The following is a 22,544-nucleotide window of genomic DNA, read 5'->3' as shown; positions in this document are numbered from 1 at the left end:
CGAAATGAGTTTTTAGACTTGAGAGGGAATTATACAAAACCTGTTTTATGGTCAAGATCATATTTTGCAGGGTCTTGTGGTGGTGCGCCTTTGGAAATAATCAAACAATATATTCAGAATCAACAAGGTTGAAATTTGTGAAATTCACCTCCACCCTGACTGACGGGTAGAGTCCTCTTTCACTTGGAGATAGAACTAGCTCAGAAGCATATTTCAACGAAAATGCTCTAAAAATTATGGATCAAACCCATCTATAAAGCTGACTGCAAGCAAGCTGTAACAAACAGCCATAAAAAAACGCTTATCTTTCGATTAGCGTTTTTTTAAAATTTTGGAGCGGGAAACGAGACTCGAACTCGCGACCCCAACCTTGGCAAGGTTGTGCTCTACCAACTGAGCTATTCCCGCGATATGGAAGTGAATTATAGAGAATTTCATACAACTGTCAACTCTCTATGCTCCCAAGTGCTCAATTAATTAGCACGACGCCATACAGTACCCTGACGGGTATCTTCCAATACAACACCTTGATCAAGTAAAGACTGACGAATTTCATCGGCACGGGCAAAGTCTTTGGCTTTTTTGGCATCCTGACGCTGCTGAATTAAGTCTGCAATGGCTTGTTCAGATAAACCTAAAGCGTCCTGACCAATATCAGACTTCAGGAATTCGTCAACATCATGCTGCACCAAACCTAAAATATTGGTCAAATGACGCAAAGTCGAATAGTACACCGCCGCCTGATCTGCCTGCTGCTCTTTTACTGAACGGTTCAGCTCTTTATTGACTTCAAACAGAACTGCAATTGCTTCGGCTGTATTAAAGTCGTCTCGCATTGCGGCATTAAAACGTTCCACCAAAGCCTCATCTAACTGCTCAACTGTTTGCGTACCGTACGCTTGTTGATAAGCTTTAAATGAGTGATAGAAACGTGATAATGCGGTTTTGGCTTCTTTGAGTGCTACATCGGAGAAGTTTACAGGGCTACGATAATGCGATGACACAATAAAGTAGCGGATCACTTCAGGATGGAATTTTTCCATCACATCACGAATGGTGAAGAAGTTACCCAATGACTTCGACATTTTTTCGCCATCGACATTAATAAAGCCAACGTGCATCCAGTAATTTACATACTGCTCACCTGTTGATGCTTCAGACTGGGCAATTTCATTTTCATGGTGTGGGAACATTAAGTCTGAACCACCACCATGAATATCAAAATGATTACCTAAGCAGCAAGTCGACATCGCAGAACATTCAATGTGCCAACCCGGACGTCCATTGCCCCACGGCGAAGCCCAAGATGGTTCATTTTCTTTGGCATGTTTCCACAAAACAAAGTCAAATGGATGCTTTTTGTCGACTTCAACATCAACACGCTCAGACGCGCCCGCCTGCATGTCTTCTAGCTTGCGACCTGAAAGACGGCCATATTTGTCAAATTTTTCAACCTGAAAATAAACATCGCCATTACTTGCAGGATAAGCTGTGCCTTTATTGACCAAATTACCAATCATATTTTGCATTTGATCAATATATTCAGTGGCACGTGGTGCAGCATCAGGTTCAACACAGCCTAAGTTTGCCGCATCTTCATTCATGGCTTGAATAAAACGATTTGTTAAAGCTTGAATGCTCTCGCCATTTTCATTGGCACGTTTAATAATTTTGTCGTCAATGTCGGTAATGTTGCGGACATATTTCACATTCCAACCTTGACTGCGCAAAAAGCGAATGATGTAGTCAAATGCAACCATAACCCGCGCATGCCCGATATGACAGTAATCATAAACCGTCATGCCACAGACATACATGTCGATATGTCCTTCTTTACGCGGAACAAATTCAACTTTTTTTCGTTGCTCTGAGTTATATAGAACAAATGGTTGCATAGGTTTTCAAAATAGGTCTATTAAAAGATGCTCCATCTTAACCTAAGCATTATTTTTCATAAAGTTTTTCGATGTTTTTATTCTGTATGTGTCTGTGTGAAGAGAATATCGCGGATGATCCAAGCCTTCTCCCGAAGGAGAAGGAACTTTTTAATACCTGTACTTAGGCGTTTGCTGATCTTATACGGTTTGGCAAAGCTTATGCAGCATCACGTTTTTGTACCAAAATCGCGCCAACTGAATAGCCTGCGCCAAATGAACACAAGACACCATATTCACCGTTTTCGACTTCGTGTGCAGTACGGTGTAAAGCAATAATTACCCCTGCCGAAGAAGTATTGGCAAACTCATCTAAAATAATAGGTACTAAACCTGGTTGTGCTGCTTCTTTACCAACCACCAATTTCAAAATGAGTTCGTTCATGCTGGCATTGGCTTGGTGCAACCAGAAACGCTTCACCTCGGTTGGCGCAATCTGATTCTTTTCTAATTGCGCAGTAATCATTTTGGCAACTAAGGGGCAAACTTCTTTAAAGACTTTGCGACCATCTTGATGGAAGCGTTTATCGTCAATATCTGCATTTTCACTTAAGTTTAAAAAACCGAAATTATTACGGATATTATTCGAGAACTGAGTAAACAGGTTCATGTCCAAAATTTCAAAACCTGCTTTGGTTTCAGTGTCTTCCAAAATTGAAGCGGTTGCTACATCACCAAAAATAAAGTGGCAGTCACGTGAACGGAAATCGTTATGACCTGAGGTAATTTCGACATTCACCAATAACACGCGACGCGCGCCTGCTTTAATCGCATCATGCGCTTGCTTAATGCCGAAAGTCGCAGCAGAACATGCCACGTTCATGTCATAGGCATAACCTTGAATACCAAGCGCAGTTTGAATTTCAATCGCCACCGCAGGATAAGCACGCTGCAAGTTTGAGCAAGACAAAATCACCACATCAATATCTTCTGCGGTCACGCCTGCATTTTGCATGGCTTGTTTTGCAGCAATTACACCCCATTCTGCTTGTAGCGAAATTTCATCATCCCCGCGTTCACGCAAATTTGGACGTAAACGGTTAATGTCCAGAATACCTGTTTTTTCTGACACGTAACGGCGTTTTACCCCAGAGGCTTTTTCGATAAAGTCAGCACTTGAGCCACGACGTTCTTCAAGCTCACCTGCTGCAATTTTGTCAGCATTGAGCTGATTATACTGTTCCACATAAGCATTTAAACTTTCGACCAACTCTTCATTGGTAATAACATCTTCTGGGTGATAAAGACCAGTACCTGTAATGCGAATGCCCATGTAAAACTCCTTCTAGAAATTACTAATATCTTAACTGATTCCGAGCTTTTCCCATACTTTTTGCAGCCGAGTTGCAGAAATTGGCATTTTGGTTTTCATGGGTTGAGAGAACAGCGATATGCGTAATTCTTCCACCATAAAGTACAATTCCTTGAGTCGGGCATCTTGTTTGTGTTTAAACAATTTGTCCATCCAAGGGTCAATTTGGGCGATGGCAGCATCGTCTCTTTGCAAGTTGTTGGGTAAGCGGTCTAAACGTAATAACAACGCTTTCAAATAGCGCGGATATTCGCTCCACACCTCTACAGGCTTGCTATACACAAAGTCTGCCAGATGCATTAAGTCCAGCTGATCTTCAATATCATCCATATTTTTGGCAAACACGGCTTCATCTAGCATAAGGAGCTGACGGCGGATGTCTTGCCAAGCAATATAAATTTCATTAAAGATACGCAGCGTGGTTTGACCATGACTGAGAAAAGTCTTTTTTACCTCAAGCTGCAAGTTTTGAAACTCTTCCAAGTTGACTGGCACGTCACAAATAATGCTTTGCAAGGTCGCATAGATCAACATTTGCTCAAGTTGTGCTTTATCACCCAAAGGTGAGTACGCCAAGGCCAATGGTTTGGCAATTTGCTTTTTCAATTGCCGTGATAAATCGCCTAATTGCACATGCAGCAAACGAATCACCCCTTCACGATGCTGATGAATCGCCTCGCGCTGATCATTAAAGGTTTGAATCACCACACCCGATTCATCTTTTTGTGAAAGTTCTGCAAAAGCTTTACTTGGTACCAACGCCTGATATTGCTTAACCACTACGCCCGTGACTTTTTGCGAGGCTTCAAATACAAATCGTTCAGGGAAGGTTTGGAATTCGCCGTGTAACTGTTTTACTGGACTGTGGGTTTCGGTACGACAACGTGCTTTTAATTCTGCTAAATCACGCCCCTGTTCAATCACCCGCCCTTTTTCATCCAGTACTTTGATGAACGGTAACAAATACGCATCTACACGCTCAAAACTAAAGTCTTTTTCGGTAATTTGTTCTGCACGTAACTGAAATGCCAAAAAGCTAAAAATATGCTCACGTAAATTGACAGCATCAATGCGTTGCAACAGTTTGCGTGCAGTGTCCGGAATAGGCACTAAGTGACGACGCTTTTCCTTCGGCAAGGTTTTGAGCAAAGCTTCAATTAAATTTTCACGCCAGCCTGGAACACCCCATGACCAAATATTTTCATCGACCTGTGCCAATGCTTGCACAGGAATTTTAACCGTTGCACCATCTTCATCATGACTTGGATCAAAACGGTAACTGGCTGCCAAACGCAGCTCACCATTACGCAAATAATCTGGAAATTGCTGCGTGGTCGGACGATCATTCAACCAAAGTGCATCATCTTCCACAAATAAATAACGTGGATTTTGCGGCTCTACTGTGGCACGCCAATCTTCAAAGGCACGGCGGCTTGCCACTTCAGCAGGTACTTTGGCTGCATAAAATTGATAAATGGTTTCTTCATCGACCACCAAATCACGCCGACGTAATTTATCTTCAACCCGTTCAACTTCTTCTAGTTTGAGCAGGTTATGTTTTAAAAATGGAGGCGCAATACCCAAGTTGCCTGTGGTTAACGCATCGCGCAAAAAAATTTCATGTGCGGCTTGCTGATCGACCTTTTCGTAATTTACAGGACGTTTCGGCTCGATAATTAGACCAAACAGCGAAATCTGATCATAGGCATTCACCACGCCTGCTTTTTTAGACCAATGTGGTTCAAAATAGTGATGCTTCAGCAAATCACGTGCAGCCAATAAAATCCATTCAGGTTCAATTTTTGCCAAGGTGCGTAGATACACTTGCGAAGTTTCTACCATCTCAAATGCCATGACCCACGGGGTATTGGTTTTATGCAAAGTCGATGCAGGGAAAATTCGTGCTTTTTGTTGGCGTACTGCCATAAACACATTGCGCTCATCGGTTTTATTGGCAATAAAAGAAAGCAACCCTGTTAATAACGCCCGATGCAGATTTTCATAACTGGCTTTTTTCTCATTAAACGACAGTTTTAAGCCACGCGCCAAATCCACCAATTGTTCATGAGTTTTCTTCCATTCACGTAAACGCAACCAACTTAAAAAATGCTGACGGGCAAAAGTACGACGTTTGTTTTCACTCATGCCATCACGGTTTTCGTGTAAAGTTTCCCACAATTTTAAATAGAATAAAAAGTCAGAATCTGCTTCACGGAACAAAGCATGTTTTTGATCGGCTTGCATTTGTTTGTCTGCAGGACGTTCACGCGGGTCTTGTACCGCCAATGCCGCTACAATAATCAGGACTTCATTTAACACCCCAAAATGTGCACCGCCTAAAATCATACGTGCCAGTCTTGGATCAATCGGCATTTTTGCCATTTGCTGACCAATTTTGGTTAAGCTGCTGCCTTGAAGCTCACCTTTATTAGAGCTGGATTTAGCGGAAGTATTGGGATTAGAGTCATCCCCGTGTGTAGCAGAGCTACTCATTCCGTCTAAAAGAGGGGCTTTACCCTTCTCAATCATCGCACCGAGTTCAATCAACAGCTTACGACCATCATTGACTAAACGATGATCTGGCGGCTCAATAAAATCAAAATCTTCGAGCGTACCCAAGCCCAAACTTTGCATTTGTAAAATGACCGATGCCAAGTTGGTGCGTTTAATTTCAGGTTCAGTAAACTCTGGGCGACTTAAAAAATCTTCTTCTGAATACAGGCGAATACAAACGCCTGGTGCAATACGACCACAACGTCCTTTACGCTGATTCGCTGCTGCCTGAGATACTGCTTCAATCGGTAAACGCTGCACCCGTGAGCGATAGTTATAACGTGAAATACGTGCAAAACCGCTATCAATCACATAGCGGATATTGGGTACAGTGAGTGCGGTTTCAGCGACGTTGGTGGCAATAATAATGCGACGACCACCACCTGAAGGATTAAAGATTTTTTGTTGTTCCGCCAAAGCCAAACGCGCATACAACGGTAAAATTTCAGTATGACGCGGTCCATGCTTATGCAAGGTTTCTTGCAGCTCCCGAATTTCCTGTTCAGTACTGGCAAAAATTAGAATATCGGCATGTTCAGGATGACCTTTTTCCTGTGCATCGGCAAAGCATTCTTCTACCGCTTGCACCACTGCGCGTGGCAAGTTTTCTTCAAAGTCATCAAACTCATCATCATCACTACCACCAATGCTTAATTCAGAAATTGGACGATAACGTACTTCGACAGGATAGCTTCGACCTTCGACCTCAAAAATAGGTGCGCCGTTAAAATAGTTACTAAAACGCTGCACATCTAAAGTTGCAGAAGTGATGATGACTTTTAAATCAGGGCGACGTGGCAAAAGTTGCTTTAAATAGCCCATAATGAAGTCAATATTTAAAGAACGCTCATGCGCTTCATCTATAATAATGGTGTCGTATTTATTTAAATAACGATCATTGGCAAGCTCTGCTAACAAAATACCATCGGTCATTAAACGGACAATTGAATCTTGCGAACCCTGTTCATTAAAACGAACTTTAAAGCTGATGGACTCACCTAACTTTTCGCCAACTTCTTCGGCAATACGCTGCGATACACTACGCGCAGCAAGACGTCGTGGCTGAGTATGACCAATTAACCCCGTTAAACCACGACCTGCCAACATTGCAATTTGTGGTAACTGTGTAGTTTTCCCTGAACCTGTTTCACCCGCCACAATAATGACCTGATGTTGCTGAATTGCAGTAATCAACTGTTCGGCAGATTGAGTCACAGGTAAATCTTGATTCAACTTAATGTTGGGAATGCACTGTGCACGCTCCAACACTTTTAAATTAGATTTTTCAAATAATTCCTGATATTGCTTTGGATTGGCATCTTTGCCTTTTCGTAGTCGATTTAAACGATGACGATCACGCGCCAAAACGAGGTGGTCTACATTTAAATGACTCTGCACAGAATACGCTTCCTAACCAAAACACAAACGCGTATTTTACGCTGTAATGCCTTTAAGCGAAAGAACAGTGATTTAGAATGCGTATTTAAAAAGTTTTAAATCCCCCCTTGAATTTCAAAATAGCATCCCCATATAGATGTATGTTCACCAATTGCTTGAAATGGGTTGTATTTGAACCTGAAAAATAGGTTGTCATGCAATCATCATCATTTTGAGGCCTTATAAAGGCTCAATAATGCTGTGATGAAAGTGTACGCTTTTTACATAGTCATTTGTTTTTCCGATGCTAGTAATGTAAAAATACCATTTCAGCAATAAAACAAAATTAGATACTCTATTGCTAACGAAATACAAACCTTAATCATGGAGACAATGATGAGCTTAATTAATACTGAAGTTAAACCATTTAAAGCAAATGCATACCACAACGGTCAATTCATTGAAGTAACTGAAGCTGATCTTAAAGGCAAATGGTCTGTAGTATTCTTCTACCCTGCTGACTTCACTTTCGTTTGCCCAACTGAGCTTGGTGACCTTGCAGACAACTACGCAGAATTCCAAAAATTAGGCGTTGAAATCTATGCAGTTTCTACTGACACTCACTTCACGCACAAAGCTTGGCACGATTCTTCAGAAGAAATCAAAAAAATCCAATACGTAATGGTTGGCGACCCAACTTGGACGCTTTCTAAAAACTTCGAAGTATTAATCGAATCTGCTGGTCTTGCTGACCGTGGTACTTTCGTAATTGATCCAGAAGGTAAAATCCAAATCATCGAAATCAATGCTGGCGGTATTGGCCGTGATGCTCAAGAACTTCTTCGTAAAGTTAAAGCAGCTCAATACGTTCACGCTCACCCAGGTGAAGTATGCCCTGCTAAATGGAAAGAAGGTGATGCAACTTTAGCGCCATCTATCGACCTAGTAGGTAAAATCTAAGTTTTAGATTAAACCACTAAAAAAAACCACGCATATTTTGCGTGGTTTTTTTTAATCAGAACATCACCCTTTTCTACCTTATTTATTCATATTTCATCTCTAGAATAGAAAATGTAAAAACATTACAACACTACAATCGAATCTGTACCGGTAACAGTTATGAGATTTATTTTTGAGGGCTGTTCTATGAAAAAATTATTTTTACTTTCAACATTAATAGCATTTTCAGTGCCAGCTTTAGCTGATTTCAACTGTAATGGCAGCATTAAAAATCGAACTATTGATGATAATGTCAAAGTGCATAAACAATGTGTTCTTGATCATGTGACTATTAAGGGCAACCTAATGTTGCATTCCAACTCACATACGGCAATTAAAAATAGTACGATTGATGGCAATTTAGAATCTAAAGGAAACTTTAGTCAGGTTAATGCACATGCCAACCGCATTGATGGCAATATCCAACTCGAAGATGGGCGTAACATCCAACTCACGTCAAACCGTGTAAATGGCAATATTCAACTTAAAGATAATTCAGGCTCAATCGTTGTAAAAAATAACCGCGTGAATGGCAATTTAGAATGTGAAGATAACCGCGTAAAACCGACTGGCGGCACAAACCGTGTTTCTGGTGACAAAGAAGATCAATGTCGTCATCTATAAAATCTAGTCTTTCAATCATTTTATTTAAATGAATGACTATTCACGTGCAAAGCATAAACACCACATCCTAAATGTGGTGTTTTATTTCGCTTCATAATAGTTTTGTCGTTTTTGGCACGTTTAGGTTGCGCAAAAAACTTATATTCAAAAGTTACAATTCTGTAATACTTTTTAGCAAGCACTTCACTTATGTTCAAAATAAGCAGATTTATTCTGTGAAAAATAATATAAAAAATAAAGGAGTTGCTTATGGGTAAAACACTTGCCGTGACATCCTGGACATACAGTGCATCTTCACGTTATTTAAAAATATTTTACGAAAATGGCTCTGGGGATTTATTCCATCCTGTACCACAATTTATTTATGACAACTTATTAAGACGCAGTGATAAAGCAGCTTTTGTGAGTAAATATTTAGCATACGATTTAAGCTTTAACCGTATTTCCATTCAATAATTGATTTTATTAAACTTTGAGCATCCACATAACGATCCAATCTAAAAATAGATTGGATCGTTTTAAATAGGTAAATAACTTCAAATATTAATACACTTCTTGAATCAATTTAAAGCGTTCCTGTTCACGGTCATCATCCAAAGTAATACTCTCCGTGAACATATCAAGCGGTCTGGCCCAAATAGAATAATCGCCATATAAGCATTGATAAACCACCAATTTCTCTTGGGTTTCACTGTGTGTAGCCACATGCAGCACTTGATACAATTGCCCTTTATAATGTTGATAAATCCCTTTTTTAAGCATTTTACAATCCCAATCTTACAGAATGGCATTACTGTACAATAAAAACTGTAACCATTCTTAAGATTTCACCTTATCAGAAAAAATGAATCGCATCGGCATATTTTTCTCTAATTTATCGTTCTAATCTACACAACAAAAAAATATCTAAACCCATTACATTATTTGAACAATTTTTAGCTTCAACTTGATTATTTTTTGGTTATATTCGCTATATCCCATCTTAAGTGGATGTAAAAAAAGGAAACATGATAATGAATAAACTTCTTATTGCTTTAGGTCTTGCTGCCACTGTAGCACTTGTAGGTTGTGCAAAAGAAAAAGCACCAGAAACAGGGGCAACTACGGGTGAACACTTAGAAAACGCTGCAGCTCAAGCTGCACATGATGCTGAAGATGCAACTCATGAAGCTGCTGCTGCTACAGCAACAGCTGTAGATAATGCAGCGCAAGCAACTGAAAACGCCGCACGCAATGTTGCAACTGCGACAGAAAATGCAGCTGATGCGACTGTACAAGCCACTAAAGATGCAACTGCTGCGACTGCAGGTGCAGTTGAACAAGGTGCTGCAAACGTGAAAGAAAAAGCACAACAATAATTTTATTCTGTAAAACCAAAACTCCTGAGGATGTCTCAGGAGTTTTTTATTTAACACAATTTAAACAATACACCCAAAGCCTACCGAAATTACAATGCAGCTTTTAAATTACAACCATAACCCATGGTCTGTTGTACTTGGCGGTAACTGGTATAACGATTCAAAATAAAATCATAATAAGATTCGGCATTGGCAAAATTTGCAACCAAATTTTCCTGCTCTGCACGCGCTAATTTTACATCTTTAAGTAAATCTAGATTGTAATGTCCTAAGCGATATAACTCAGCAAAATAACCATTCATTATATCGCAATAGGCAATTTTAGTCGGCTTTAAGGCGGTACTGGCGACCAAATGCTGATTTAAAGTTTGTAAGTTATTTACATCTAAAGGGAATTGATGTGCAAATGCGATACTTTCCACTTGCTTAAATTGTTTGAAGTCTTGCGCCAATTTGACATTTAAAGCATCTATACGCTGTTGTAATGCAGTCGCATCCTGAACCTGATATTGCTTTGGATCAATTTTTACTTGAGTTTCCTGTGGATTGCTACACGCACTTAACCCACACACTACAAGCAAACTACTATAAACGAAAGACTTCATTAATTTACTCATCAATTCATACATCAAGCTTATTATGCCTGAAAGCATCTGCAAATTTTATGATATTGCTCATCTTAATATTTCATAAGGAAATGACGTATATGATTTGCCAATTAATCTAGAGTTGGGCAAAGTAGATAAAAACATGGAGTAAATAATATGACCTTATTAGAACAACTGAATATAAAGCATCCTATTTTTCTTGCTCCAATGGCTGGTGTTTCTACTCCCGAACTTGCAGCGGAGGTTTCTAATCAAGGTGGCTTGGGCTCACTTGGTTTAGGTGCAAACACGGTCGGTGCTGCACGTGAGCAAATTTTACGCACTCAAGAATTGACCGATTTTCCATTTCAAATTAATTTCTTCTGCCATGAAACAAGCCCATTAGATGAAGTCGCTGCACAAGCATGGATTGCATATTTTGAGCCAATCTTTGAACGCTATGGCGCAACCGCACCAAGGCAACTGAATTGTATTTATCCAAGTTTTAAAGATCATGATGGATATTTAGATCTTGTACTAGAAACTAAACCACAAGCCGTCAGTTTTCACTTCGGGATTCCGCATGCGCATCAAATTCAGGCTTTAAAAGATGCAGGAATCATTACTATGGTTTCAGCAACCAACTTAGCCGAAGCTCAAGCCATTGAAGCAGCGGGAATTGATGTCATTATCGCCCAAGGCATTGAGGCAGGTGGACATCGGGGTATCTTTAACCAAACTTTTGATAGTGCAATTAAAACCAGCGATTTAGTACAACTGATTCGTGAACATTGTACCCTGCCAGTGGTTGCCGCAGGTGGCATTATGAATGGTCAGCAAGCACAGTCAATGCTGAACTTGGGCGCCTCTGCAGTACAAATGGGTACAGCTTTTGTACAATGCAAAAGCTCGAACGCCAATCCAGCTTATCGACAAGCTTTATTTCAGCAAAACATTACTCAAATGACCGACAGTATTTCTGGACGCCCTGCCCGTGGTTTAATTAATCATTGGCATACACAGATAGATACGCCAGATCGTTTAACTGTGCCCACCTATCCGTATACCTATGATCTTGCAAAACAGTTGCATGCAGCAGCCGTAACACAAGGTGAACAAGGTTATGCTCCGTTTTGGGCTGGTAGTAATGTCAGTCAAATTCGTGAACTAGAAGCAGCAGATTTAATTAATCAGTTGGTTTTGGAAATGATTCACGCACGCTAAGTTTACGTACAGAAAACTCAACTGTGTATCACAGTTGAGTTTTTATTTAGTTCCAAACAAGCTAAAGCATATATTTGTATGCGATTACTTTGTGTCTAACAAGTTCACGGTTTCAACCTGCACATCACTCATGATTTCACCATGCGCAAGTAACTGATTAAAGTAATCTTCTACTACTTTATATTGTTCTGCCGTACTTTCTACTTGATACATATTTTGACGAAATTCATTACTGGAATGTAAACCTTTGGTGTACCACGCAATATGTTTACGTGAGATACGACAACCTGAATATTCACCATAGAACTCATACAGTTCAGCTAAATGTCCGAGTAATACTTTTTGAACTTCTGCAATGCTCGGCGATGCTAACTTCTCACCCGTTGCTAAATAATGTGCGATTTCCCGAAAAATCCACGGACGTCCCTGTGCTGCACGCCCAATCATAATTGCATCTGCCCCTGTAAAGTCCAAGACGTATTTGGCTTTTTCCGGACTATCAATATCACCATTGGCAATCACAGGAATATTGAGGATGCTTTTCACTTCTTTAATCAGTGAATAGCGCGCTGTGTTTAAATACATATCTTCGCGGGTACGGCCATGTAATGCCAATGCAGCAATGCCTGCTTGTTCTGCGCATTTGGCAACCCGTAAAATATTTTCCTGCCCATTCAAAAAACCTAAACGGGTTTTAAGTGTCACAGGCACATCCACCGCAGCAACCACAGTATCTAAAATGCGTGCCACCAAATCTTCATCTTGCAATAAAGCCGAACCTGCTAATTTATTGCAGACTTTTTTGGCAGGACACCCCATATTGATATCAACAATTTGTGCACCATTGGCGACTTGATAACGTGCGGCTTCAGCTAAATCATGCGGGTCTGAACCAGCAATTTGTGCGGAAATTGGTGCAAGCTCCCCATCAAAATTGGCACGATAGAGACTCTTTTTACTCAGGCGCAAAGTTTTATCAGAAGTCATCATTTCACTGACCGCATGCCCTGCACCAAAGTACTTGCACAGGGAACGAAACGGTCTATCTGTGACGCCTGCCATAGGGGCAACGATCAAATTATTTGACAGTTGATAGGGACCAATATACATATATATTCTTAACTTTAACGATTGGCATAGTATACTGCATCTGCCCTTTGGGCTCATCCTTTTGGAACGAGTTTCCCTTATCTATGAAAGACACTGTATTCAATTCTTTGATGAAATCCTTCAGCGTGCTGGTTTTATCACTCAGCTTGGCTGCTTGTGGAGATAGCGCTTGGTGGTCTAAGGACAATGAGCCAACCCTTGAAGCAGAACAAATCCGCAAACTTATTCCGAATCGGGTCAGTGAGCGTAGTTCTTGGGCAAAAGATATTTACGATATTTCAGAGCAATTGGGCATTCCACAAACCAAAGAAAATATGTGTACCATCATTGCCGTCGTGGATCAGGAATCCAACTTTGTAGCCGACCCTCAAGTCTATGGTCTGGGTGAAAAAGCAGTTAAAGAAGTGCAAGACCGTTTGGATGAGAAATTTAAAGATAAACTGGGCGAAGCGATTGGCGGTACGGTTGCAGGCTATTTTCAGGATGTACTAAAAAACCATCCTAGCCCTGAAGATAACTATTTAAGCCAAATGCGTCGTGTGAAAACCGAACGTGAATTAGATGAATTGTATCGTGAAATTTTTGACTATATGGCCAAACATTATCACGTATCTGCACTAACAGGTGCTGCCAAACTGTTTGGACAAAATATTGGCGAAAAACTTAATCCAATTACCACTTTAGGCTCGATGCAAGTGCATATTAGCTATGCCAAAGAGCATAAACGTCAAAGCGGCAACATCGCAGAGTTACGCAGCGATCTATACACTCAATATGGCGGATTATATTACGGGATTCATCGTTTAATGATGTACCCTGCCGATTACGATCAACCGCTGTACCGCTTTGCTGATTATAACTCTGGCATGTATTCGAGCCGCAATGCAGCATTCCAAAGTATGCTGAATGATTTAACCGAAGCAGAATTAGATTTAGATGGTGATTTGCTGCTTTACACTAAAGATGGTGGTGTGCGTAATGCAAAGAGTGAATCAGAACGCGAATTAATTGCTGTTTTTTCCAAACATAATATTCTAGTCACCCCACGACAAATTCGTGCAGACCTAAAAAAAGAAAAAGAAAAGAAATTTGAAGACACTGCAACTTATTTGGCGGTCACGAAACTCTATAAAGCGCAAACGGGCAAAGAGCCATTTTATGCCATGATGCCGCAAGTGGTCATTTCAGGGCCTAAACTGAGTCGAGATTACAACACCAATTGGTTTGCTACGCGAGTCAATGGACGTTATAAAACATGCATGCAAAAAGCCAAAAATATAAAAATTTAGCCTTATTTGATTTTGATGGAACCCTGTGCAGCAAAGACAGTTTTACGGGGTTCATTTTCTATGCCTTGTCTAAACGACACATTATCAAACAAGGTTTAAAAACCTTACCGTGGATTCAGGCCTATTATTTAAAAGTCTATCCTGCACATGCCATGCGTCCTAAATTGTTTAATGCCATGTTTAAAGCTGCAAGTACAACTGAAATATTAGCACTTGCACAACGCTATGCAGCAGATTTAATGCATGACCTTAACCCACAACTGTTACAACAATTAAAACAGCATCAATTCAATGGTGATGATGTGGTGATTGTTTCTGCCAGTGTGGATATTTATTTGCAATATATTTGTCAGCAGTTAAATGTCGATTTGCTTTGTACTGAAACAGAAATTAAAAATCTACAATTCACAGGGCAATATTCAACACCTGATTGTAGTCGGGAACAAAAGAAAATACGGATTTTAGAACAATATGATTTAGAAAATTATGCAGCTATTTATGCGTATGGTAATAGTGATGAAGATGATGCCATGCTGAGTTTAGCGACTTATTCTTATATGGTGGGTAGTGATCATTCATTGCCAGAAATTGTAACTTATAAAAAACTGGCTTGATTTTGATGAATGATATAATAAAACCACAATTTGAATTGTGGGTTTTTTAAGTTACATGTAGCAGATGCCGCCTATGGTGATTACTTTTTTATACCCAGAATAGAAAATAAAAATAGAGTTTTATCTTAATAAAATAGCTGATGATTCAGCATAAAAATAACGACTACAACACCTAAAGCAATAAAAAAGGTGACACTTTACAGCATCACCTCTAATTCAAAATAGAAGTATAGTTTTAAACCAAGATCAATCACTTAATCTATTCGTACTAAACAACTCATTTGTAAGTCACTTATTTCTTAAATGGAAAAGCATATTTCACAATACGTTTAAGCACACTGCCGTACTGTTTAACTAAGCTCGCATTGTTGTAGTTCAAGCCATACTTTTCACACACAGCTTGTACTTTTGGCGCCATTTTACGATAGCGACGTGCAGGAATATCTGGATATAAATGGTGTTCAATTTGATGGCTTAAATGTCCTGTCAAAATGTGGAATGCTTCAGAACCTGTAAGATTCGATGAACCACGAATTTGACGCATATACCAGTGACCACGGCTTTCGTTTTGCATCACAGACTTTGGAAATACTTCTACATCCTTCGTAAAGTGACCGCAGAAAATAATGCTGAATGTCCAAATATTACGAATACCATTCGCAACCAAGTTCCCTGTAAACACTGGTAAAGCCGAAGGGCCTGCAATCAATGGAAAGAACACATAATCTTTAAACAATTGTTTTCCAATTTTCTTCTGCATAGGTTGCCATTCTTTTTTGGCTTGGGCTTTGCTTTTACGGCCATTCAAAATTTTACCAATTTCTAAATTCTGAATGGCAACACCCCATTGGAACAGTAAGCAGAAAGGAATACTGTATAAAGGTTGCAATAAATAGCCTGATCTCCAGCGCTGTTCTGGGAACAAACGCACCAAACCATAGCCAATATCATCATCCATACCTTTAATATTGGTATAAGTATGGTGTTTAAAGTTATGGGTTTGACGCCAGTTGTCTGAAGTACCTACCGTATCCCATTCATAACTTGCACCATTGAATTTAGGATCATTCATCCAGTCATACTGACCGTGCATGACATTATGACCTAACTCCATGTTTTCCATAATTTTGGCAAAGCCTAACAAGCCTGTACCCAAAACCCATGCTGGCGGGAACCATCCTGCGAACAATAAGGCACGACCTGCCATTGAGCTATAACGAATGGTTGAATAAACACGGCGGATGTATTTGGCATCTTTTTCACCAATATCATCCAAAACTTCTTGTTTAATGGCGTCTAATTCACGTGCAAGCTCATCTAATTCAAATTGAGTGAGTTCACGGTTTTTAGGATTGCGGAAATATTCTATTTTTACTGGCATATTCATAATCGGAACTCGCTTATAAATCAATAATTAAATCGGTTTGTGCTGAATTGACGCAGATTTTCAATTGGTTATTCGGTTCGCTGTTTTGAACACCATCGACCAAGTTTTTAGTTGAACCTTCAGCCTTGTTGCATACGCATTTATGGCAAATTCCCATACGACAGCCGTATTTAGGTTTAATATTTTGCTGTTCCAGACTTTCTAAAATGGACTTGCCTTTTGGAATGGTGACAATCTTTTTCGATTGGGTCAGTGTAACTTGTACCAAACCAACATCGTCACTTAATACAGGCGTCATGCTAAAAGCTTCTGTTTTCAGCAAGGCAGCCTGTGCAAATAATTGTTCAACTTGCGTGGTAAAACCCGATGGGCCACATGCAAACACTGCACTTTGCTCAATTTGTGCTAAGTCTTGTAAATGTTCTGCATTTAAACGGCTGTGCGCCAAACTCGGCTCTTGGGTATAAAGCACTTGAAATTTAAAGTTTGGATATTGCTGTGCCCAAGCTTCAAATTGCGCTTTAAATGCTGCATCTGCAAAGGTTTTTACCCAATACATTAAAGTCACTGGAGTGCTACTAAGACGACCAGATTTTGCCATGTCTTGTAGCAGACTATACATCGGTGTGATACCGCTACCTGCTGCCAATAGAATTAAAGGCTGGGCTTGTGCAGGCAGTTGCATATCACCATAAGGCGCACCAAATTCCAAAGTATCACCAACTTTGGCTTGCTCAACCAGCCATGTGCTGACTTTGCCCTGATCAACTTTTTTTACCGTCAATAAAACGTGTTGTGCATCAAGCTGAGTCAAACTATAGGTTCGCTCATAGCGTACGCCCTGAATTGTCACATAAACAGGATGATGCTGCCCTGCTGCGCCAATTTGGAATTTTTTATTGAATTGCAAAGTAAAGCTCACTACACCTTGTGCAGCGGTATCTTTTTTTACAATTTTGCCGAGTGACTGATTCACCGACCATAATGGATTAATTTTTTGCAACCAGAAATTGGCGGCATAAGGGTCTAAGACTGCCGAAGCAAGACTTGATAAGGGAGATTTTCTTTTTTCAGTTAGCTGCATGATTCAGCACCACCCGATGAAATTTTAATTATTATACACATGTATATATATTTGTATATACACCTGTATTGTTTCTAATCATTTCACAAGTACTGGCGCAACCGCTATAATGCCTCTAAGCTTATAAATTATTGAAAATATGACTCAGCCTGCCATGAAAACAAACCATGATGTGACTTTTCCAGAATCTGAAACGGTTCATGAGCCTCTTGTCGTGCGTACGGTTGGGCGTAAAGCTACCATTACCAAACAAGAATTATTTCAGGCAGCATTAAATTTAATTGGCCCACAAAAAAGTATCGCATCTTTAAGTTTACGTGAAGTTGCACGTGAAGCAGGCATCGCACCAAACAGTTTTTATCGTCATTTTAAAGATATTGATGAACTCGCGATTGAACTGATTGATCGTGCAGGTGTAGTGTTGCGTCAAATTTTGCATGAAGCACGTTTAAAAGCATCTAAACAAAACAGTATTATTCGCAGCTCGGTTGAAGTATTTATTGAACAATTAGATACCGATGAAGGCAATTTAAGTTTGTTACTGCGTGAAGGTTATACGGGTTCAACCTCTTATAAACTTGCTGTTGAGCGCCAGTTGAATTATTTCCAGCAAGAATTGCAGGATGATTTAATTCGTTTAGAACGTTTAAATAACAGCAAGTTAGCGCATCCCGATATTGTCGCAAAAGCCATTACCCAGTTGGTGTTTAATATGGGCGCTAAAGTCATTGATATGCCTGCGACTGAACGTAAAGAAACCGCTGAACAAACCATGACCATGATTCGCATGATTTTAGAAGGTGCACGACATTTGGATGATGCCAAAATTCGTTAACATAACACAGGATAAATCGGGCGATTTTCCTGAATCAGGTCACGCCCGTTTGAGCATTTAATTGCTAGACTTCGCTGTTAAGCGTGTTGTTTTTGAATTAATTGCTGCACATGTGTTGCCGTGGTTTCAGGATTTTCCAAAGGAAACATGTGTCCTCCCTCGACCACACTAAACTCAATTCCATAAGTTTTTTGCATGCCTTGCGGTAAACCTTGCAAATAAAATGGGCTATGCCTTGCTGTAATTAAATGCACAGGTACATCTGGGGCTTTGCGTGGTGTGCGCCACCACCATGCAGGTACGGTTCTAAAAATTTCAGCTTCTACCCGTTTTGGAATTGTTAAAGTCACACCACCTCTTTGTGCATCGACTTGTATGCCGCTGGCAAAATAATCTTCAAAACATTGTGCATCAAATTTTTTAAATAAACGGTTATGCCGCAAAGCTTGATAGGCTTCTGCATGGCTAGCCCAATGATCTCGACGCTTCATGGTCACGGCGGCAGGTGTGAGTTGATCTACATATTTCAGTTTAAATTTTTGTAAAATTTCAAATAATGCCGACTTCGATCCAATCACAAAAGGTGGATCCATAATAATCAATTGAGAAAATAAATCTGGACGCTGATAGGCACACATCAGGGTTAATAATGAACCAAAAGAATGCCCTAAACCAATCACTTGTTGCTTTGGAAACTGCTGCTCAATGTCCTGAATCACTTGATGAATCAAATAGGTCCACTTATAGGTCACAGGAAATTCTGCTTGCATACCAATCAGTGGAATTGCCTTTAAATGATAATCTGCTTCAAAATATTGAAAAAACTTTTGATAACTGGCAGAAGGAATACCATTGGCATGGGTAAAATGAATTGCAGCTTTAGTCATTTAAAATACGCTTAAAAGAAGAATATCGGGTCTGTGACTTGATCTATGCGTACGCGCTTACAGATTCAACACTTGGCACATCAATCATAGATAAAAGATCAACAGCCTTTAAACTACGCATACCACTGGGTTTTGCAAATGACCGGAATGCTGAAAAAGATGAATTATGAGTCATTTTAATGACACATAAGCACTGGTTGCTACTTTGTTTAAGTCTGTGATGTGAAAAATCTCGCACAAAATTTTTATTGCGATATTAAAAAAGCACCCGCTAAACTGCTCCGTAAAAATGAGGCGCAATGCCCAACTTAAAACGTGCAATTTAGAAGATGCCAAATATTTAAAAAAGTGATTGATTAAAACCGACTCAATACAAATACACCGTCTAGACACCTGTATTGAATGCACTCTTTATGGCTTTACCACCACCATCACCTGAATCGCTTCAGGCGTGACCGACAAACCATCTAATAATGCAACACCTTCTTTTTGCAATTTCTGTAAACGTGTAATTTCATCTTCACGAATACTTGGGTTAAATTGCTTCAAATAGCTTAAACGGTCAATTTCATATTGCCATTTTTTGCTATATACATCTTTAGCTTGTTGCTTAAATTCAGGCAATGCAGCTTTAGCCAACTCCAAAGCCTGTGTATAACGCGCTTCAATCGCGTCACGGCGTGCTTTCACCACTTGACGACAACTGTTGCCATCTAAATGATGTAAATAAGGTTTTAAAATTTCAGGGGCAATTTTTTGCGATAAATCCTGCCCTTTTTCGCTCAATAAGACACGAATGAGTTGCTGTGGCAAGCTTGATGGCAAATTCAGGGCTTTAGGTGCAATGACATCCACTTTGAACCAGACTTCGAGCAACACAGAACCTTGTGGCAAAGCGGCAGATTTTAATACCGCAACGTTGGTGCTACCAAAACCTTGTGTATTGATCATTTCCATCACGCTTTCTGTGAATGGATGCTCTAGGGTCAAATACTGTGCATCTTCACGAATTTGCGCCTGATCCCGATAGAACGTCGCGGTCATGCCTTCTTCGTCTAAGGTCAAACCTTGCACTTGCATTTGATCAGTTGGTTTAATAATCACCGTGCCATTGCTTTGTTCATCGAAGTCAATATTGGTCGATGCCATAAAGCGCTTCATAAACATAGGCAACGTGGTATTGTCGTCGTAATCTTCTAAAGCTTGTACAATTTCCTGCGCCACCACAGGACGGCAAGAGTTGTATTCCAACAAACGATCTCGACCCGCTTGAAGTTCTGCTTCCAAAGCTTCACGCTGCACACTGACTGCTTCCAGTAAATCTTCAAACTGTTGTCCTAAATCTGCAAGTAAGCAGTGTTTTAAATCGACAATAAAGTTTTCCTGCAAGGTTTGTGCAGTGGGTGAAATATTGCTGAAAATATTGAGTGCTTCGTTATACCAACGGAACATACGCTCTTGCGCAGTCCCCACCAAATACGGCACATGAATTTGAATACGGTTTTCTTGACCAATACGGTCTAAACGACCGATACGTTGTTCTAACACGTCGGGATTGGCAGGTAAGTCAAACAAAATCAGGTCTGATGCAAACTGGAAGTTACGCCCTTCTGAACCAATTTCGGAACACAATAAAATTTGTGCACCATAAGAATCTTCTGCGAAATATGCTGCCGCTTGGTCACGTTCTAACAAGCTCATGCCTTCATGGAACATTGCAGTACGAATACCTGCATGTAGGCGCAGCGCATTTTCAAGGGCTTCTACCACAGGGCCGCTACGCGCAATTAAAAGCACTTTTTTATGTTTTAAGTCGCTACGCAAACGCTCCATTAACCACATTACACGCGGGTCAGTTTCCATCCAACTGCCATCGAGCTGTGCTTCTTCTGGCCACATTTGTTCACGTAATTTACCATCTTTAGACCAGTTTTCTGGCGCAGGTAACGGCGCAGGCTGACAATCACGGCCTGGGAAACCTTGAATTGCTTCACGGGTATTACGGAACAAAATACGCCCTGTACCATGACGGTCTAATAATTCGTGGATGGCACGGAAACGCTGCTCTGGGTTATCTTCAATGCGATGTCCCAACAAGCCTTCCAGTGCAACCAAATGGCTTTCTTCCAATGCGGCATCTGACATTAAGACTTCGGCAATTTTTGCCGTATGTTGATATTGCGCTTCTTCATCCAAGAAACGGTCTAGTGAACTAAAACGCTGCGGATCGAGTAAACGTAAACGCGCAAAATGGCTTTCTACACCCAGTTGCTCAGGCGTTGCTGTAAGCAATAACACCCCTGCGGTTTGTTCGGCTAATTCTTCGACCAGATCATAACGGTCATTACCACCTTCTTCTTCGCTCCACATTAAGTGATGCGCTTCATCGACCACCAGCAAATCAAAACCTGCTTCTAGGGCTTGTTCGCGTAAGTCATCGTGGTCAATCATTAAATCGACTGAAGCAATGATGCATTGTTCGGTCAAGAATGGATTCAGGTCAGGATCGTGTTCTTTAATAGATGCCGTACGGGTTAAATCAAACAAAGAGAATTGCAGATTGAAACGGCGACGCATTTCAATCATCCACTGATATTGCAGCGAATCAGGTACCAAAATCAGGATACGTTCCGCACGTCCTGTTTTGAGTTGCTGATGGATGATCAAACCTGCTTCAATGGTTTTACCTAAACCAACTTCATCTGCCAATAAGACACGTGGCGCAAAACGCTTACCGACTTCATGTGCAATATAAAGTTGATGTGGAATCAAACCTACACGCGAACCCACCAAGCCGCGCAGTGGGCTACTTTGCATATTGGCTTGCATCAACAAGGCTTCAATACGCAAGTCGTACCATTCTTTATAGTCAATTTGGCTAGCAAGCAAGCGGTCTAATGGTTTTGAAAGTTGGATACTTGCACCAATACGGGTTTCATTCAGTGATTTCTTTTCTTCACTCCCATCTTGCAAACGACGCACTACGTTATAACGCAATACGCCATGACGGTCTTCGACCGATTCAACCGTCCACACATTGCCTTCTTGGTCTTGAACTTCATCATTTACATTAAAAATGATACGCGATAAAGGTGCGTTATTGCGTGCATAGACACGGGTTTCATCACTTTTAGGGAATAAAATGCTGACCGATCGCTCATCTACATCAATCAGAACACCAAGTCCTAATTCCGTTTCTGTGTCTGATAACCAACGTTGACCAATAGCAAACTGCTGCAATTTTTCCACCTTTATTTAGAAGTTAGGACGTATAAATTTTTGCGCAAAACCAGCTGAGTATTTGAGCAAAAATTCAGGGCGTATAGCAATATATTTTGACATAAAGCGCACTAAAAAGAGAGCCTAAAGC

Annotated in this window: 19 protein-coding genes and 1 tRNA gene; 9 read left to right on the top strand and 11 right to left on the bottom strand. The window is 40.4% G+C overall.

Going from position 1 to position 22,544, the window contains the following annotated elements; all coding sequences use genetic code 11:
- Window positions 1-132: transposase (locus HX743_RS08340; protein ID WP_178318959.1), on the top strand; the 132-nt coding region annotated here is incomplete at its 5' end.
- Window positions 133-332: 200 nt separating this feature from the next.
- On the opposite strand, the gene HX743_RS08335 is transcribed toward HX743_RS08340, so the two are convergent.
- The 4 genes from HX743_RS08335 to HX743_RS08320 all read right to left on the bottom strand — a co-directional run bounded on the left by HX743_RS08335 (window position 333) and on the right by HX743_RS08320 (window position 7,197).
- Window positions 333-408 (bottom strand) — tRNA-Gly (locus HX743_RS08335).
- Between the two features lie 65 nt (window positions 409-473).
- Window positions 474-1,895 carry a cysteine--tRNA ligase gene (gene cysS, locus HX743_RS08330; protein WP_178318958.1) on the bottom strand — a complete coding sequence of 474 codons (1,422 nt, stop codon included), beginning with the start codon at window positions 1,893-1,895 and terminating at the stop codon, window positions 474-476.
- Between the two features lie 199 nt (window positions 1,896-2,094).
- The gene (locus HX743_RS08325) at window positions 2,095-3,207 is read right to left on the bottom strand and encodes a beta-ketoacyl-ACP synthase III (RefSeq protein ID WP_004973062.1); all 1,113 of its coding nucleotides are present in this window, start codon (window positions 3,205-3,207) and stop codon (window positions 2,095-2,097) included.
- A 30-nt stretch (window positions 3,208-3,237) separates the two neighbouring features.
- Window positions 3,238-7,197: a DUF3418 domain-containing protein gene (locus tag HX743_RS08320; RefSeq protein ID WP_178318957.1), complete on the bottom strand. Its 3,960-nt coding sequence runs from the start codon at window positions 7,195-7,197 to the stop codon at window positions 3,238-3,240.
- Between the two features lie 375 nt (window positions 7,198-7,572).
- Between HX743_RS08320 and ahpC the strand changes: the two genes are divergently transcribed.
- From ahpC to HX743_RS08305, 3 genes are all read left to right on the top strand, one after another.
- On the top strand, window positions 7,573-8,136 hold the full coding sequence (ahpC, locus tag HX743_RS08315) for an alkyl hydroperoxide reductase subunit C (protein ID WP_004973058.1): 564 nt from the start codon (window positions 7,573-7,575) through the stop codon (window positions 8,134-8,136).
- A gap of 186 nt (window positions 8,137-8,322) precedes the next feature.
- Window positions 8,323-8,799 (top strand): hypothetical protein, encoded by a 477-nt coding sequence (locus HX743_RS08310; protein WP_004973055.1) that lies wholly within the window; start codon window positions 8,323-8,325, stop codon window positions 8,797-8,799.
- 249 nt (window positions 8,800-9,048) lie between these two features.
- A complete protein-coding gene (locus tag HX743_RS08305) occupies window positions 9,049-9,255 on the top strand; it encodes a hypothetical protein (RefSeq protein ID WP_004973053.1) in 207 nt (68 codons plus the stop codon).
- Window positions 9,256-9,342: 87 nt separating this feature from the next.
- Here the strand turns inward: HX743_RS08305 and HX743_RS08300 are convergent, their stop codons facing one another.
- Window positions 9,343-9,561, bottom strand: a complete 219-nt coding sequence (locus HX743_RS08300; RefSeq protein WP_004973051.1) for a DUF1653 domain-containing protein — start codon at window positions 9,559-9,561, stop codon at window positions 9,343-9,345.
- Between the two features lie 251 nt (window positions 9,562-9,812).
- Here HX743_RS08300 and HX743_RS08295 point away from each other — a divergent pair, with 251 nt between their 5' ends.
- A complete protein-coding gene (locus tag HX743_RS08295) occupies window positions 9,813-10,157 on the top strand; it encodes a hypothetical protein (RefSeq protein ID WP_178318956.1) in 345 nt (114 codons plus the stop codon).
- A gap of 89 nt (window positions 10,158-10,246) precedes the next feature.
- Here HX743_RS08295 and HX743_RS08290 read toward each other — a convergent pair whose 3' ends face one another.
- Complete coding sequence (locus HX743_RS08290) at window positions 10,247-10,762, bottom strand: hypothetical protein (protein WP_178318955.1); 516 nt, start codon at window positions 10,760-10,762, stop codon at window positions 10,247-10,249.
- Window positions 10,763-10,921: 159 nt separating this feature from the next.
- Between HX743_RS08290 and HX743_RS08285 the strand changes: the two genes are divergently transcribed.
- Complete coding sequence (locus HX743_RS08285) at window positions 10,922-11,968, top strand: nitronate monooxygenase family protein (protein ID WP_178318954.1); 1,047 nt, start codon at window positions 10,922-10,924, stop codon at window positions 11,966-11,968.
- Window positions 11,969-12,052: 84 nt separating this feature from the next.
- On the opposite strand, the gene dusB is transcribed toward HX743_RS08285, so the two are convergent.
- The gene (gene dusB, locus HX743_RS08280) at window positions 12,053-13,078 is read right to left on the bottom strand and encodes a tRNA dihydrouridine synthase DusB (protein WP_178318953.1); all 1,026 of its coding nucleotides are present in this window, start codon (window positions 13,076-13,078) and stop codon (window positions 12,053-12,055) included.
- Window positions 13,079-13,161: 83 nt separating this feature from the next.
- On the opposite strand from dusB, the gene HX743_RS08275 reads away from it, so the two are divergent.
- The gene (locus HX743_RS08275; protein WP_178318952.1) at window positions 13,162-14,367 is read left to right on the top strand and encodes a DUF1615 family protein; all 1,206 of its coding nucleotides are present in this window, start codon (window positions 13,162-13,164) and stop codon (window positions 14,365-14,367) included.
- Window positions 14,334-14,981: an HAD-IB family hydrolase gene (locus tag HX743_RS08270; RefSeq protein WP_178318951.1), complete on the top strand. Its 648-nt coding sequence runs from the start codon at window positions 14,334-14,336 to the stop codon at window positions 14,979-14,981. The genes HX743_RS08275 and HX743_RS08270 overlap by 34 nt, the downstream gene beginning before the upstream one ends.
- 292 nt (window positions 14,982-15,273) lie before the next feature.
- On the opposite strand, the gene HX743_RS08265 is transcribed toward HX743_RS08270, so the two are convergent.
- The gene (locus tag HX743_RS08265; protein WP_096900933.1) at window positions 15,274-16,368 is read right to left on the bottom strand and encodes an acyl-CoA desaturase; all 1,095 of its coding nucleotides are present in this window, start codon (window positions 16,366-16,368) and stop codon (window positions 15,274-15,276) included.
- A 13-nt stretch (window positions 16,369-16,381) separates the two neighbouring features.
- On the bottom strand, window positions 16,382-17,452 hold the full coding sequence (locus tag HX743_RS08260; RefSeq protein WP_178318950.1) for a ferredoxin reductase: 1,071 nt from the start codon (window positions 17,450-17,452) through the stop codon (window positions 16,382-16,384).
- A 154-nt stretch (window positions 17,453-17,606) separates the two neighbouring features.
- Between HX743_RS08260 and fabR the strand changes: the two genes are divergently transcribed.
- Window positions 17,607-18,287 carry an HTH-type transcriptional repressor FabR gene (fabR, locus tag HX743_RS08255; RefSeq protein ID WP_026438369.1) on the top strand — a complete coding sequence of 227 codons (681 nt, stop codon included), beginning with the start codon at window positions 17,607-17,609 and terminating at the stop codon, window positions 18,285-18,287.
- 77 nt (window positions 18,288-18,364) lie between these two features.
- On the opposite strand, the gene HX743_RS08250 is transcribed toward fabR, so the two are convergent.
- On the bottom strand, window positions 18,365-19,174 hold the full coding sequence (locus tag HX743_RS08250; protein WP_178318949.1) for an alpha/beta fold hydrolase: 810 nt from the start codon (window positions 19,172-19,174) through the stop codon (window positions 18,365-18,367).
- A gap of 411 nt (window positions 19,175-19,585) precedes the next feature.
- The gene (gene rapA, locus HX743_RS08245) at window positions 19,586-22,423 is read right to left on the bottom strand and encodes an RNA polymerase-associated protein RapA (protein ID WP_131260833.1); all 2,838 of its coding nucleotides are present in this window, start codon (window positions 22,421-22,423) and stop codon (window positions 19,586-19,588) included.
- Between the last annotated feature and the right edge of the window lie 121 nt (window positions 22,424-22,544).

Origin of the sequence: Acinetobacter sp. Swhac1, from assembly GCF_013390985.1 — a bacterium.
In the GTDB taxonomy this organism is placed as follows: domain Bacteria; phylum Pseudomonadota; class Gammaproteobacteria; order Pseudomonadales; family Moraxellaceae; genus Acinetobacter; species Acinetobacter towneri.
This window is presented reverse-complemented; position numbering and strand designations above follow the sequence as displayed.